The organism is Pandoraea sp. XJJ-1 (assembly GCF_026802345.1).
Taxonomy (GTDB): Bacteria; Pseudomonadota; Gammaproteobacteria; order Burkholderiales; family Burkholderiaceae; genus Pandoraea; species Pandoraea cepalis.
Window position 1 is genome coordinate 1,853,035 of record NZ_CP113827.1, and the last position, 12,417, is coordinate 1,865,451.

General features: G+C 62.8%; 14 protein-coding genes and 1 tRNA gene. 14 read left to right on the forward strand and 1 reads right to left on the reverse strand.

The window, feature by feature from the left end; all coding sequences use genetic code 11:
* The first annotated feature begins 121 nt into the window (after positions 1-121).
* Positions 122-493 (forward strand): response regulator transcription factor, encoded by a 372-nt coding sequence (locus tag OYT13_RS08440; protein ID WP_150563050.1) that lies wholly within the window; start codon positions 122-124, stop codon positions 491-493.
* 63 nt (positions 494-556) lie between these two features.
* Here the strand turns inward: OYT13_RS08440 and OYT13_RS08445 are convergent, their stop codons facing one another.
* Positions 557-787, reverse strand: a complete 231-nt coding sequence (locus tag OYT13_RS08445; RefSeq protein ID WP_268567590.1) for a hypothetical protein — start codon at positions 785-787, stop codon at positions 557-559.
* 128 nt (positions 788-915) lie between these two features.
* On the opposite strand from OYT13_RS08445, the gene OYT13_RS08450 reads away from it, so the two are divergent.
* The 13 genes from OYT13_RS08450 to nuoI all read left to right on the forward strand — a co-directional run bounded on the left by OYT13_RS08450 (position 916) and on the right by nuoI (position 12,342).
* Complete coding sequence (locus OYT13_RS08450) at positions 916-1,920, forward strand: NAD(P)H-quinone oxidoreductase (RefSeq protein ID WP_017233010.1); 1,005 nt, start codon at positions 916-918, stop codon at positions 1,918-1,920.
* 148 nt (positions 1,921-2,068) lie between these two features.
* A complete protein-coding gene (gene tpiA / locus OYT13_RS08455) occupies positions 2,069-2,878 on the forward strand; it encodes a triose-phosphate isomerase (RefSeq protein ID WP_017233011.1) in 810 nt (269 codons plus the stop codon).
* A 93-nt stretch (positions 2,879-2,971) separates the two neighbouring features.
* Positions 2,972-3,340: a preprotein translocase subunit SecG gene (gene secG / locus OYT13_RS08460; RefSeq protein ID WP_026131777.1), complete on the forward strand. Its 369-nt coding sequence runs from the start codon at positions 2,972-2,974 to the stop codon at positions 3,338-3,340.
* A gap of 143 nt (positions 3,341-3,483) precedes the next feature.
* Positions 3,484-3,568, forward strand: a tRNA-Leu gene (locus OYT13_RS08465).
* A gap of 130 nt (positions 3,569-3,698) precedes the next feature.
* A complete protein-coding gene (locus OYT13_RS08470) occupies positions 3,699-4,058 on the forward strand; it encodes an NADH-quinone oxidoreductase subunit A (RefSeq protein WP_017233013.1) in 360 nt (119 codons plus the stop codon).
* Positions 4,059-4,105: 47 nt separating this feature from the next.
* Positions 4,106-4,585 (forward strand): NuoB/complex I 20 kDa subunit family protein, encoded by a 480-nt coding sequence (locus OYT13_RS08475; protein WP_010807413.1) that lies wholly within the window; start codon positions 4,106-4,108, stop codon positions 4,583-4,585.
* Between the two features lie 12 nt (positions 4,586-4,597).
* The gene (locus OYT13_RS08480) at positions 4,598-5,197 is read left to right on the forward strand and encodes an NADH-quinone oxidoreductase subunit C (protein WP_017233014.1); all 600 of its coding nucleotides are present in this window, start codon (positions 4,598-4,600) and stop codon (positions 5,195-5,197) included.
* A 9-nt stretch (positions 5,198-5,206) separates the two neighbouring features.
* Positions 5,207-6,460 carry an NADH-quinone oxidoreductase subunit D gene (locus OYT13_RS08485; protein WP_017233015.1) on the forward strand — a complete coding sequence of 418 codons (1,254 nt, stop codon included), beginning with the start codon at positions 5,207-5,209 and terminating at the stop codon, positions 6,458-6,460.
* A 170-nt stretch (positions 6,461-6,630) separates the two neighbouring features.
* On the forward strand, positions 6,631-7,131 hold the full coding sequence (gene nuoE, locus OYT13_RS08490) for an NADH-quinone oxidoreductase subunit NuoE (protein WP_017233016.1): 501 nt from the start codon (positions 6,631-6,633) through the stop codon (positions 7,129-7,131).
* Positions 7,128-8,420 carry an NADH-quinone oxidoreductase subunit NuoF gene (gene nuoF / locus OYT13_RS08495; RefSeq protein ID WP_017233017.1) on the forward strand — a complete coding sequence of 431 codons (1,293 nt, stop codon included), beginning with the start codon at positions 7,128-7,130 and terminating at the stop codon, positions 8,418-8,420. Before nuoE ends, nuoF begins: the two co-directional genes overlap by 4 nt.
* Before the next feature lie 29 nt (positions 8,421-8,449).
* Complete coding sequence (gene nuoG / locus OYT13_RS08500) at positions 8,450-10,762, forward strand: NADH-quinone oxidoreductase subunit NuoG (protein ID WP_268567591.1); 2,313 nt, start codon at positions 8,450-8,452, stop codon at positions 10,760-10,762.
* A complete protein-coding gene (gene nuoH, locus OYT13_RS08505) occupies positions 10,763-11,827 on the forward strand; it encodes an NADH-quinone oxidoreductase subunit NuoH (RefSeq protein WP_017233019.1) in 1,065 nt (354 codons plus the stop codon).
* A gap of 23 nt (positions 11,828-11,850) precedes the next feature.
* Positions 11,851-12,342, forward strand: a complete 492-nt coding sequence (gene nuoI / locus OYT13_RS08510) for an NADH-quinone oxidoreductase subunit NuoI (RefSeq protein ID WP_017233020.1) — start codon at positions 11,851-11,853, stop codon at positions 12,340-12,342.
* Positions 12,343-12,417 lie beyond the last annotated feature (75 nt).

Consider the following 12,417-nt stretch of genomic DNA (forward strand, 5'->3'; position numbering starts at 1 on the left):
CGATCAGCTTCCCCGAAGATACGAGCGTGAATTGTCTGACGCACAATAGGCGACGCCCTCCGTTCGCCTCGACGTGCGGCCGGCGGTTCGGGCGTGGGACGTTTCTTTACAGGAGGCGGGCATGAAACTCGAAGGCGGACGAAGCCGGGCAGCATCGCGGGCGGCTTCCGACGCAGGGTGGCGCGAACCCGGGGCGCGCCGTGAGCCACCGCAGGCTTCGCATCGGGGGCCGCGCGCGCGGCACGACGCCGATGCACACGACGACAAGTCTAGGCACCTGAGCTTGTCGATTCGCGAAAATGAAGTGTTTCATATGCTGGTCGACGGCCTGGCCGTCAATGAAGTCGCGCATGCGTTGCATTTGAGCGAGCGGACGATTGCATCACACGTTGCACAAATTCTGCACAAACTCGCGCTTGACGATCGTGCGGAGCTGGCCGACTACGCCATACGGCACGGGCTGATCGACGAAGGGTCGGAAGGCGTCGCCTGACGGCGCCAGGGCGAGGTGGTGGCGCCGAGCGGCCTTCGGGCAGCCGGCGCCCCGCTTTTGGGGCTAACCCGGCGCGTCGTGCGCGGTCTCGAGATCGCACGCGACGCGCTCGTCAAACGGCGCGCGTGCCAGTGCCCCGGCATCCGCGTGCTCCCCTGTCTGGCCGTAGCCCCTCAGTTGTCCCTCAGTTGTCCCGAATAATCCTGTTTGATTCCGAATGCCGCCGAGACCTGCGTCGACGGCCGACGCGATCGCGCCGTCGGTGATAAGGTACGGCTCGACACCATTTTTCATGCGAGGTCTGTGGCATGGCGCGCGCGGCGTTTGACTCGCGGGCGGCCGCACGACTCGCGATCCCACGAAACGAGACGGACGGCCGGCGTTGATGCGGCGCGTCGTCCAGACAACCGAGGAACGACACGATGAAGGCGATCGAGATCACCCAATACGGCGCACCGGAAGTGCTCAAGCTCACTGAGCGGCCGCGCCCCGAACTCAAGCCGGGCGAAGTGCTCATCAAGGTCACCGCGTCGGGCGTGAACCGTCCCGACGTGCTCCAGCGCATCGGGCAGTATCCCGTGCCGCCGGGCGCTTCTGACCTGCCGGGGCTCGAAGTGGCGGGCGAGATCGTCGATGGCAAGCTCGACGGCCCGGATAACCGCTGGGGATTGAAAGTCGGCTCGCGCGTCTGTGCGCTGGTGCAGGGCGGGGGCTATGCCGAGTACTGCGCCGCGCCGCTCTCGCAGGTGCTGCCGGTGCCGCAAGGGCTCTCGGACGTCGAGGCGGCGTCGCTGCCCGAAACGTTCTTCACCGTGTGGAGCAATGTGTTCGATCGCGCTCACCTCGGCGAGACCGAGTCGGGCGAAAAGGAGACGTTGTTGGTGCAGGGCGGCACGAGCGGTATCGGCGTGACGGCGATCCAGCTCGGCGTGGCCATGGGCCATCGCGTGTTCGCGACCGCCGGTTCCGATGAAAAGGCTCGCGCGTGCGAAGCGCTCGGCGCGGAGCGGGGCATCAATTACAAAACCGAAGATTTCGTCGCCGTGACGAAGGCGCTCACCAGCGATCGCGGCGTGGACGTCGTGCTCGACATGGTGGGGGGCGACTATCTGCCGCGTGAAGTGCAGGCGCTGGCATTCGATGGGCGCATCGCGGTCATCGCGCTGCTCGGCGGCAGCAAGGCCACGCTGGATATGGGGGCGCTGCTGCGCCGCCGCCTGACGGTGACCGGCTCGACGCTGCGTCCGCGCTCGGTGGCGTTCAAGGCGGCGATTGCACAGAACCTCTACGAGAAGGTCTGGCCGTTGTTCGCGGCTGGCAAGATCCGGCCGGTGATTTATCAGACGTTCCCGGCCGACCAAGCAGACAAAGCCCACGCATTGATGGAAACGAGTACGCATGTCGGGAAGATCGTGCTGACCTGGTAAGTCATCTCGCGTCGGCGCACGAGGCGAATCCGCGTGAAAGCCCCATTTCATGCGGATTCTCACGTTTGAAAGTCGGCGAAATTGACCCCCATGCCCCTGACGCACTAGAATGAGAGGTTTTTCGTCCTTACGCATTGGGGGATCACGCGTGACAATCGGTACTGCGGGTACTGCGGCTTCGGCTCGCACCCTAGGCCGCAAGGCGGGCAAGCTCGTCGTGGGCAATTGGAAACTGCATGGCAGTCTGGCCGGCAACGAGGCGCTGCTGGGCGACCTGCTGGCGTCACCGGTGTTGAGCGCCCCGGGCGTGACGGCGGCCGTGTGTGTGCCGTTCCCCTATCTCGCGCAATGTCAGGCCCGCCTCTCGGGGCAGGTGCTGGGCTTCGGTGCGCAGGAGGTGTCGGCGCAGGTGAGTGGTGCCTACACGGGCGAAGTCTCCGCGCCGATGATTGCCGAGTTCGGCGCACAGTTCGTGATTGTGGGGCATTCGGAGCGTCGTACGTACCACGGCGAGACCGATGCGGGCGTCGCGGCAAAGACCTTGCGTGTGCTCGACGCGGGCATGACGCCGATCGTGTGCGTCGGCGAGACGCTCGCCGAGCGTGAAGCCGGCGAAACGATGTCTGTCGTGACGCGTCAGCTCGATACGGTGCTCGCGGCGCTGACGGCGGCGCAGGCGGTCCAGATTGTTGTGGCCTATGAGCCGGTCTGGGCGATTGGCACGGGCAAGACGGCAACGTCGGCCGAGGCGCAGGAAGTGCATGCGCATTTGCGCTCGCTGCTGCGTGCGAAGGGCGAGGCGGTGATGGATGTGGCGGTGTTGTACGGCGGCAGTGTGAAGCCGGATAACGCGGCCGAGCTGTTTTCGATGGCGGATGTCGATGGTGGGTTGATCGGCGGGGCGGCGTTGAAGGCGGTCGATTTTCTGGCGATTTGCGAGGCGGGTCTGTCGCGCTGACGCCGATGCCGGGTTTCGTAACGGCACGAAATGGTTATGATGCGGTGCACCAAAAATGCACGGCAAATCGGGTTCTTCTATACGGGTGATGAGATGGGGTTGTTGAAAACGTTGTTGATCGTGGTGCAGGTGCTTTCCGCGCTGGGCATCATCGGTCTGGTGTTGCTCCAGCATGGCAAGGGTGCCGATATGGGCGCTGCATTCGGTAGCGGTTCGTCGGGCAGTCTCTTCGGTGCGTCGGGTTCCGCAAACTTCCTGTCGCGGACCACGGCAGTGCTGGCGGCCGTGTTCTTCGTAACCACGCTGGGTCTCACGTATCTCGGTTCGTACAAGCCGGCGGCAAACATCGGTGTCCTTGGTAATTTGCCGGCCGCAACGTCGCCGATGACGGCGTCGGGCGCGGTCGCGGCAAGTGCGCCGGTGAGTGCTTCCGCAGCCAATCCGCAGGACGTGCCGAAGTAAGTCGCAGCGCGGTTTGCAACGTGTAATAAGCTGTAAAGAAAATCGAAAAAAAATCGATTTGTGCGTTGAACAAAATGCTGAAGAGCGCTAATATAGCGGTCTTGAAGCGATTCGTAAGTGACAGCGGATTGCAGAATTTGAATGCCGACGTGGTGAAATTGGTAGACACGCTATCTTGAGGGGGTAGTGGCGAAAGCTGTGCGAGTTCGAGTCTCGCCGTCGGCACCACAGTTCTCCGATGCCAGCCTTGCGTTTATGCTTTGGCTGGCATTTTATTTTGTGCTCACTGTTCATCCGCTTTTTGGCCCCCACGCCAATGACGAAAGCGGTTTTTGGACTAACCAAAAAGAGGGTAGAGTTGAACCTCGGAACCTATTATCCCGTCCTGCTGTTCATTCTGGTAGGTGGCGGTCTTGGGGCGCTACTGATTGGGGTCGGTAAATTCCTCGGCCCCAACAAACCCGACAGCGCAAAACTCTCTCCGTACGAGTGTGGCTTCGAGGCATTCGAAGACGCGCGCATGAAGTTCGATGTGCGCTACTATCTCGTCGCCATCCTTTTCATCCTGTTCGATCTCGAAACGGCATTTCTGTTTCCGTGGGGCGTCGCCCTGCGCGATATCGGCTGGGTGGGCTTTATCTCCATGATGGGTTTCCTGCTTGAGCTGCTGATCGGTTTCGTGTTCCTCTGGAAGCGCGGTGCGCTCGACTGGGAATAAGGCCGGCATCGTATTGGCCGCATTGCAGAAGGATTCAGGGTAAGCATATGAGCATCGAAGGGGTTTTGCGCGAAGGGTTCGTCACCACCACGGCTGACAAACTCATCAACTGGACGCGCACGGGTTCGCTGTGGCCGATGACGTTCGGCCTGGCCTGCTGTGCCGTCGAAATGATGCACGCCGGCGCGGCGCGTTACGATCTGGACCGGTTTGGCGTGGTGTTCCGCCCGAGCCCGCGTCAGTCGGACGTGATGATCGTGGCCGGCACGCTGTGCAACAAGATGGCACCCGCGCTGCGCAAGGTGTACGACCAGATGGCCGAGCCGCGTTGGGTGATCTCGATGGGGTCGTGCGCCAATGGCGGCGGCTACTATCATTACTCCTACTCGGTGGTGCGCGGTTGCGATCGCATCGTGCCGGTCGACGTCTACGTGCCGGGCTGTCCGCCGACGGCCGAGGCGCTCGTCTACGGCATCATCCAGTTGCAGTCGAAGATCAAGCGGACTGCGACGATCGCGCGTAAATAACCGCTCCCGCCCATGTCTAAACTAGAACAACTCAAGACCACCCTGCAAAACGTGCTTGGCGCCCGCGCCGAGCAGTTGGTGGAAGCCCTCGACGAGCTGACGCTGACCGTCAAGGCGAGCGACTATCTCGAGGTCGCGCGCACGCTGCGCGATCATCCCGAGCTCAAGTTCGAGCAGTTGATGGACGTTGCCGGCCTGGACTACTCGGCCTACGGCGACGGTGCCTACGACGGCCCGCGCTACGCCGCCGTCTCGCATCTGCTCTCGCTGACCCACAACTGGCGTCTGCGCGTGCGCGTGTTCGCCCCGGACGACGATCTGCCGGTCGTGGCGTCGTTGATCGATCTGTGGAGTTCGGCCAACTGGTTCGAGCGAGAGGCCTTCGATCTGGTCGGTATCGTGTTCGAAGGGCACCCGGATCTGCGCCGCATTCTGACGGACTACGGCTTTATCGGTCACCCGTTCCGCAAGGACTTCCCGACCTCGGGCTATGTCGAAATGCGTTACGACCCCGAGCAGAAGCGGGTGATCTATCAGCCGGTGACGATCGAGCCGCGCGAAATTACGCCGCGCATCATCCGCGAAGAACATTACGCCGGTCTGAAACATTAAGGTGGCCTTGTGGCAGACATCAAGAACTACACTCTGAACTTCGGTCCGCAGCACCCGGCAGCGCACGGCGTGCTGCGCCTGGTGCTCGAGCTGGATGGCGAAGTGATCCAGCGCGCCGATCCGCACATCGGCCTGTTGCACCGCGCGACGGAAAAGCTCGCCGAGTCGAAGACGTTCCTGCAATCCGTGCCGTACATGGATCGTCTGGACTACGTCTCGATGATGTGCAACGAGCACGCCTACGTGATGGCGATCGAGAAGCTGCTCGGCGTCGACGTGCCGATTCGCGCGCAATACATCCGTGTGATGTTCGACGAAATCACGCGGATTCTGAATCACCTGATGTGGATTGGTTCCCACGCACTCGACGTGGGCGCGATGGCGGTATTCCTGTATGCCTTCCGTGAACGCGAAGACCTGTTCGACGTGTACGAAGCCGTCTCGGGTGCCCGTATGCACGCGGCCTACTACCGTCCGGGCGGCGTGTATCGCGACCTGCCGGACGCGATGCCGCAATATCGCGCATCGAAGTTCCACAACGAGCGCGCCATCAAGAAGATGAACGAAGCACGCGAAGGCTCGTTGCTCGACTTCATCGAAGACTTCACCAACCGCTTCCCGAAGTGTGTCGACGAGTACGAAACGCTGCTCACCGACAACCGAATCTGGAAGCAGCGCCTGGTGGGGATCGGCGTCGTGTCGCCCGAGCGTGCCATGCAGCTCGGCTTCTCCGGCGCTATGCTGCGCGGCTCGGGCATTGCCTGGGATCTGCGCAAAAAGCAGCCGTACGAAGTGTACGATCGTCTCGATTTCGACATTCCTGTGGGCAAGGAAGGCGATTGCTACGACCGCTATCTGGTGCGCGTGGAAGAAATGCGCCAGTCTGTCCGCCTGATCCGCCAGTGCGTGACGTGGCTGCGTGCCAATGAAGGTCCGGTGATTACGGACAATCACAAGGTGGCGCCGCCCTCGCGGGTCGAAATGAAGTCGAACATGGAAGAGCTGATTCACCATTTCAAGCTCTTCACCGAAGGCTTCCACGTGCCCGCCGGCGAAACGTATGCCGCCGTCGAGCACCCGAAGGGCGAGTTCGGCATCTACCTGGTGTCGGACGGCGCGAACAAGCCGTACCGCCTGAAGATTCGTGCGCCGGGCTTTGCCCATCTTTCCGCGCTCGACGAGATGGCGAAGGGCCACATGATTGCCGATGCTGTGGCGATCATCGGGACCCAGGACATCGTGTTCGGCGAGATCGATCGCTAAACGCGCAGTGGGCGCCTCTGGCGCCCTTAAGTTTTATTCGGCAGGGTTTCGCAGGTCGATGCCATTGCCGTTCCAGTTGCCGTGCCTGTGAGTCGCGGGTGGCCGAAAAAACCGGTCTGCCAGCGCTGGCGCGAGCGGGGATAACGTTTTAAAGAACCGTCGGATCGGAAATGCTTTCTCCCGAAGCCCTGAAGAAAATCGACCGTGCCGTTGCCAAATACCCTGCCGACCAGAAACAGTCGGCGGTGATGCACGCCCTTGCCGTAGCGCAGGTCGAGAAAGGCTGGTTGTCGCCCGAAGTGATGCAATTCGTGGCGGACTACCTCGAGATGCCCGCAGTCGCGGTGCAAGAGGTCGCAACCTTCTACACCATGTTCAACACGCGCCCCGTGGGCAAGTTCAAGTTGACCGTGTGCACGAACCTGCCTTGCCAGCTTACGCGTGGCGAAGAGATGGCGAAGTACCTGAAAGAGAAGCTGGGTGTCGACTACAACGACATCACGCCGGACGGTCTCTTCACGGTCAAGGAAGGCGAGTGCATGGGCGCTTGCGGCGACGCACCCGTCCTGCTGGTGAACAACCATCGCATGTGCGGCTTCATGAACGAAGCCAAGGTCGACGCGCTCCTCGACGAGCTCAAGGCCACGGGCGCCGCGGGAGAGAAAGCATGACGTCGCTGCACAACCGTCACATCAAGCCGCTGATCCTCGCCGACCTCAATGGCGAGAACTGGCACCTCGAAGATTACGTCAAGCGCGGGGGGTACCAGCAGCTTGCCCGTATCCTGAAGGAAGGCCTCACGCCGGAGCAGGTCATTGCCGACGTCAAGGCATCGGGCCTGCGTGGCCGCGGAGGCGCAGGCTTCCCGACGGGGCTCAAGTGGAGCTTCATGCCGCGCGCGTTCCCGGGGCAGAAGTACCTTGTCTGTAACTCGGACGAAGGCGAACCCGGTACGTTCAAGGATCGCGACATCCTGCGCTACAACCCGCATGCGTTGATCGAAGGCATGGCCATCGGCGGTTTCGCCATGGGCATCACCGTCGGTTACAACTACATCCACGGCGAAATCTACGAAGTGTACGAACGCTTCGAAGAGGCGCTCGAGGAAGCGCGCGCTGCCGGTTATCTGGGCGACAACATTCTCGGCACTGACTTCTCGTTCGAGCTGCATGCGCACCATGGCTATGGCGCGTACATCTGCGGCGAAGAGACTGCGCTGCTCGAATCGCTTGAAGGCAAGAAAGGCCAGCCGCGTTTCAAGCCGCCTTTCCCGGCGAGCTTCGGTCTGTACGGCAAGCCGACGACCATCAACAACACCGAGACGTTCGCTGCGGTTCCGTTCTTGCTGGCCACTGGCCCGCAGCAGTACCTGGAAATGGGCAAGCCGAACAACGGCGGCACCAAGATCTTCTCGGTGTCGGGCGACGTCGAGCTGCCGGGTAACTACGAAGTGCCCCTGGGCACGCCGTTCGGCGAGTTGCTGGAACTGGCCGGTGGCATGCGCGGTGGCAAGAAGCTCAAGGCCGTGATTCCGGGCGGCTCGTCGGCACCGGTCGTGCCGGCCGGGCTGATGATGGAAACGACGATGGACTACGACAGCATCGCCAAGGCTGGATCGATGCTGGGCTCGGGCGCCGTGATCGTCATGGACGAGACACGCTGCATGGTGCGCTCGCTGTTGCGCCTGTCGTACTTCTACTACGAAGAATCGTGCGGTCAGTGCACGCCGTGCCGTGAGGGCACTGGCTGGCTGTGGCGCGTGGTCAATCGAATCGAGCATGGCGAAGGTCGCCAGGAAGATCTGGACCTGCTCAACTCGGTGGCCGAGAACATCATGGGCCGCACCATTTGCGCGCTGGGCGACGCCGCAGCGATGCCAGTGCGCGGCATGCTCAAACACTTCTGGGACGAGTTCGCCTACCACGTCGAGCACAAGCATTGCTTGGTCGGCGCTCACTAATCCCTTTTGACGCTTGGCATTGAACCGCTATGGTTGAAATCGAAATTGACGGCCAAAAGGTCGAGGTGCCCGAAGGCAGCATGGTGATCCAGGCTGCCAAGAAGAACGGCACCTATATTCCCCACTTCTGTTACCACAAGAAGCTGTCCATCGCCGCGAACTGCCGCATGTGCCTGGTCGAGGTCGAGAAGGCCGCGAAGGCGGTGCCGGCCTGTGCCACACCGGTGGCCAACGGCATGATCGTGCGCACCAACTCCGAGAAGGCTGTGAAGGCGCAGCAATCGGTGATGGAGTTCCTGCTGATCAACCACCCGCTCGATTGCCCGATCTGCGATCAGGGGGGCGAGTGCCAACTGCAGGACCTGGCCGTCGGTTACGGCAAGTCGGCGTCGCGCTATCAGGAAGAGAAGCGCGTGGTGTTCCACAAGAATGTCGGCCCGCTCATCTCGATGGAAGAGATGTCGCGCTGCATTCACTGCACCCGTTGCGTGCGTTTCGGCCAGGAAGTGGCCGGCGTGATGGAGTTCGGCATGCTGGGGCGCGGCGAGCACTCGGAAATCACGTCGTTCGTCGGCAAGACGGTCGACTCCGAACTCTCGGGCAATATGATCGACCTGTGCCCAGTCGGTGCCCTGACCTCGAAGCCGTTCCGCTACAGCGCCCGGACGTGGGAGCTGTCGCGCCGCAAGTCGGTGAGCCCTCACGACGGCGTGGGTGCGAACCTCGTGGTGCAAGTGAAGAACAACCAGGTCATGCGCGTTGTGCCGCTCGAAAACGAAGCGCTCAACGAATGCTGGATCTCGGACAAGGATCGTTTCTCGTACGAAGGTCTGAACAGCGACGAGCGCCTCACCAAGCCTATGCTCAAGCAAGGCGGCGAGTGGCACGAAGTCGACTGGCAGACGGCGCTCGAATATGTCGGGCATGGTCTGACGGACATCATCCGCGACCACGGCGCCGATGCCGTCGCCGGGCTGGCCTCGCCGCACGCCACGATCGAAGAACTGCACCTGCTGCAAAAGTTCGTGCGCGCCTTGGGCAGCGATAACGTCGACTTCCGTCTGCGTCAGACGGACGTGTCGGGCGGCACCCAGGGGGCTCCGTGGCTCGGCCTGCCGATCGCGGACCTCGACACGCTGCAAAGCGCGCTGGTCGTCGGCTCGTTCCTGCGCAAGGATCATCCGCTGTTCGCTTCGCGTCTGCGCTCCGCGGTGAAGGCCGGTGGCCAATTGCACGTGCTGCACGGCTCGGACGACGATCTGCTGGTGAAGCTCGCCAACAAGATCATCGCCGCACCGAGCGCATGGGTGAGCGAGCTGGCCGGTATCGCGCTCGCCGCGGCGGCGGCCAAGGGCGTTGCCGCCCCGACTGAGCTCGCCGGCGTGAACGTCAGCGACACGGCCAACGCCATCGCCGCCTCGCTGGTGAACGGCGAGCGTCGTGCCATCCTGCTGGGCAACGCCGTGGTGCAGCATCCGCAATTCGCACAACTGCACGCCATCGCGCAAGTGATCGCCGATATCACCGGCGCCACGCTGGGCTTCCTCACCGAAGGCGCCAACACGGTCGGTGCCTACGCGGTGAAGGCCACGAACGCCAAGGGCGCCGCTGCGCTGTTCGCGCAACCGCGCCAGGCGTATCTGCTGCTGAACGCCGAGCCGGAGTACGACTCGGCCGATGCGAAGCAAGCGCTCACGGCATTGAACGCCGCGAAGATGGTGGTCTCGCTCTCGCCGTTCAAGCACGGCCTCGAGTACGCCGACGTGCTGCTGCCGATCGCCCCGTTCACGGAGACGGCCGGTACGTTCGTCAACGCCGAAGGGCTGCCGCAACACTTCAACGGTGTGGTGCGTGCGCTGGGCGAGACGCGTCCGGGCTGGAAGGTGCTGCGCGTGCTGGGCAATCTGCTCAAGCTGCAAGGCTTCGCGCAGGACACCGCGGAACAGGTGCGCGACGAAGCGCTCGCCGGATTCTCGGCCGCCTCGCTCGACAACCGCGCCAAGGCCGCGCTGGCTGCACCGACGGCAGCCGGGCAGGGCCTGGAGCGTCTGGCCGACGTGCCGATCTACTCGGCCGACGCGCTGGTACGCCGTGCCCCGTCGCTGCAACTGACCAACGACGCCAAGGCCGCGCTGCGTGCCACGCTCCCGGCGGCGCTGTTCGATCGCCTGGGCCTCGCCGCGGGCGACGCCGTGCGCGTGCGTCAGGGCGATGCGGTGGTCACGCTGCCGGCTGCGCGTTCGGAAACGTTGCCTGCCAATGTGGTGCGCGTGCCGGCGGCCACGCCGGCATCCGCCGCGCTTGGCGCGATGTTCGGTGAAATTTCGGTGGAGAAGGCGTAAATGAGCCTGAACGAAGTCATCAATCAATACGGCACGCAACTGCTGGGCGTGGCCTGGCCGACGGTGTGGGCGCTGGTCCGCATCCTCGTCGTGGCCGTGATCCTGCTGCTGTGCGTGGCGTACCTGATTCTGTGGGAGCGCAAGCTCATCGGCTGGATGCACGTGCGTCTGGGCCCGAACCGCGTGGGCCCGGCCGGTCTGCTCCAGCCGATCGCCGACGTGTTGAAGCTCCTGCTCAAGGAAGTCATTACGCCGTCGCAGGTGAGCAAGGGCATTTACGCCATCGCGCCGGTGATGGCCGTGCTGCCCGCCTTCGCGATCTGGGCGGTGATTCCGTTCCAGCCGGGCGCCGTGCTGGCCGACGTGAACGCCGGGCTGCTCTACGCCATCGCGATTTCGTCGATCGGCGTGTACGGCGTGATTCTCGCCGGCTGGGCATCGAACTCGAAATACGCTTTCCTCGGCGCCATGCGCGCGTCGGCCCAGATGATTTCGTACGAAATCGCCATGGGCTTCGCGCTGGTCACGGTGCTGATGACGGCCGGCTCGCTCAACCTGTCGGACATCGTGCGTTCGCAAGAGCACGGCATGTTCGCGGGTCTGGGGCTGAACCTGCTGTCGTGGAACTGGCTGCCGCTGCTGCCGATGTTCGTCGTCTACTTCGTCTCGGGCATTGCCGAAACGAACCGCCACCCGTTCGACGTGGTGGAAGGCGAATCGGAAATCGTGGCCGGTCACATGATCGAATACTCGGGCATGGGCTTCGCCCTGTTCTTCCTGGCCGAGTACATCAACATGATCATCATCTCGGCGCTGGCCTCGGTGCTGTTCCTGGGGGGCTGGAGTGCGCCGTTCGGCTTCCTGTCGTTCATCCCGGGTGTGTTCTGGCTGGCGTTCAAGGTGTTCCTGCTGCTGTCGGTGTTCATCTGGGTGCGTGCGACGTTCCCGCGCTACCGCTACGACCAGATCATGCGTCTGGGCTGGAAGGTATTCCTGCCGCTGACGATCATCTGGGTGATCGTGGTGGGTGTCTGGATCATGTCCCCCTGGAACATCTGGGGCTGAGGCGAACGGAGTAGAGGAATCCCATGGTAAGGGCAATCAAAGACTTTTTCGGCAGTTTCCTGTTGTTGGAACTGCTCAAGGGCATGGCGCTCACAGGGCGCTATACGTTCGCACGCAAGGTGACGGTGCAGTTTCCGGAAGAGAAGACGCCGATGTCGCCGCGGTTTCGCGGTCTGCATGCGCTGCGCCGTTATCCGAATGGTGAAGAGCGCTGCATCGCCTGCAAGCTGTGCGAAGCGGTGTGCCCGGCAATGGCCATCACGATCGAGTCGGATGTGCGCGACGACGGCACCCGCCGTACCACGCGCTACGACATCGATCTGACCAAGTGCATTTTCTGCGGCTTCTGCGAAGAAAGCTGCCCGGTGGACTCGATCGTCGAGACGCACATTCTCGAGTACCACGGCGAGAAGCGTGGCGATCTGTACTTCACCAAGGAGATGTTGCTCGCGGTGGGCGATCGTTACGAAAACGAGATCGCGGCGGCCAAGGCGGCCGATGCGCCGTACCGTTAAGCAGGGCAGGGCGCAGCGCAGCGACGGTGCGCCCGGTACGGCAATTGACGTTGGCTAATTCTCGCAACACCCGGT

What these genes read in the sequence shown, in the direction of transcription:
- OYT13_RS08475 (WP_010807413.1), top strand. Translation starts at nt 4,106, where the DNA reads ATGAGCATCGAAGGGGTTTTGCGCGAAGGGTTCGTCACCACCACGGCT.
- OYT13_RS08450 (WP_017233010.1), top strand. Translation starts at nt 916, where the DNA reads ATGAAGGCGATCGAGATCACCCAATACGGCGCACCGGAAGTGCTCAAG.
- nuoG (WP_268567591.1), top strand. Translation starts at nt 8,450, where the DNA reads ATGGTTGAAATCGAAATTGACGGCCAAAAGGTCGAGGTGCCCGAAGGC.
- nuoI (WP_017233020.1), top strand. Translation starts at nt 11,851, where the DNA reads ATGGTAAGGGCAATCAAAGACTTTTTCGGCAGTTTCCTGTTGTTGGAA.
- nuoE (WP_017233016.1), top strand. Translation starts at nt 6,631, where the DNA reads ATGCTTTCTCCCGAAGCCCTGAAGAAAATCGACCGTGCCGTTGCCAAA.
- OYT13_RS08445 (WP_268567590.1), bottom strand. Translation starts at nt 787, where the DNA reads ATGAAAAATGGTGTCGAGCCGTACCTTATCACCGACGGCGCGATCGCG.
- OYT13_RS08480 (WP_017233014.1), top strand. Translation starts at nt 4,598, where the DNA reads ATGTCTAAACTAGAACAACTCAAGACCACCCTGCAAAACGTGCTTGGC.
- OYT13_RS08440 (WP_150563050.1), top strand. Translation starts at nt 122, where the DNA reads ATGAAACTCGAAGGCGGACGAAGCCGGGCAGCATCGCGGGCGGCTTCC.
- nuoH (WP_017233019.1), top strand. Translation starts at nt 10,763, where the DNA reads ATGAGCCTGAACGAAGTCATCAATCAATACGGCACGCAACTGCTGGGC.
- secG (WP_026131777.1), top strand. Translation starts at nt 2,972, where the DNA reads ATGGGGTTGTTGAAAACGTTGTTGATCGTGGTGCAGGTGCTTTCCGCG.
- nuoF (WP_017233017.1), top strand. Translation starts at nt 7,128, where the DNA reads ATGACGTCGCTGCACAACCGTCACATCAAGCCGCTGATCCTCGCCGAC.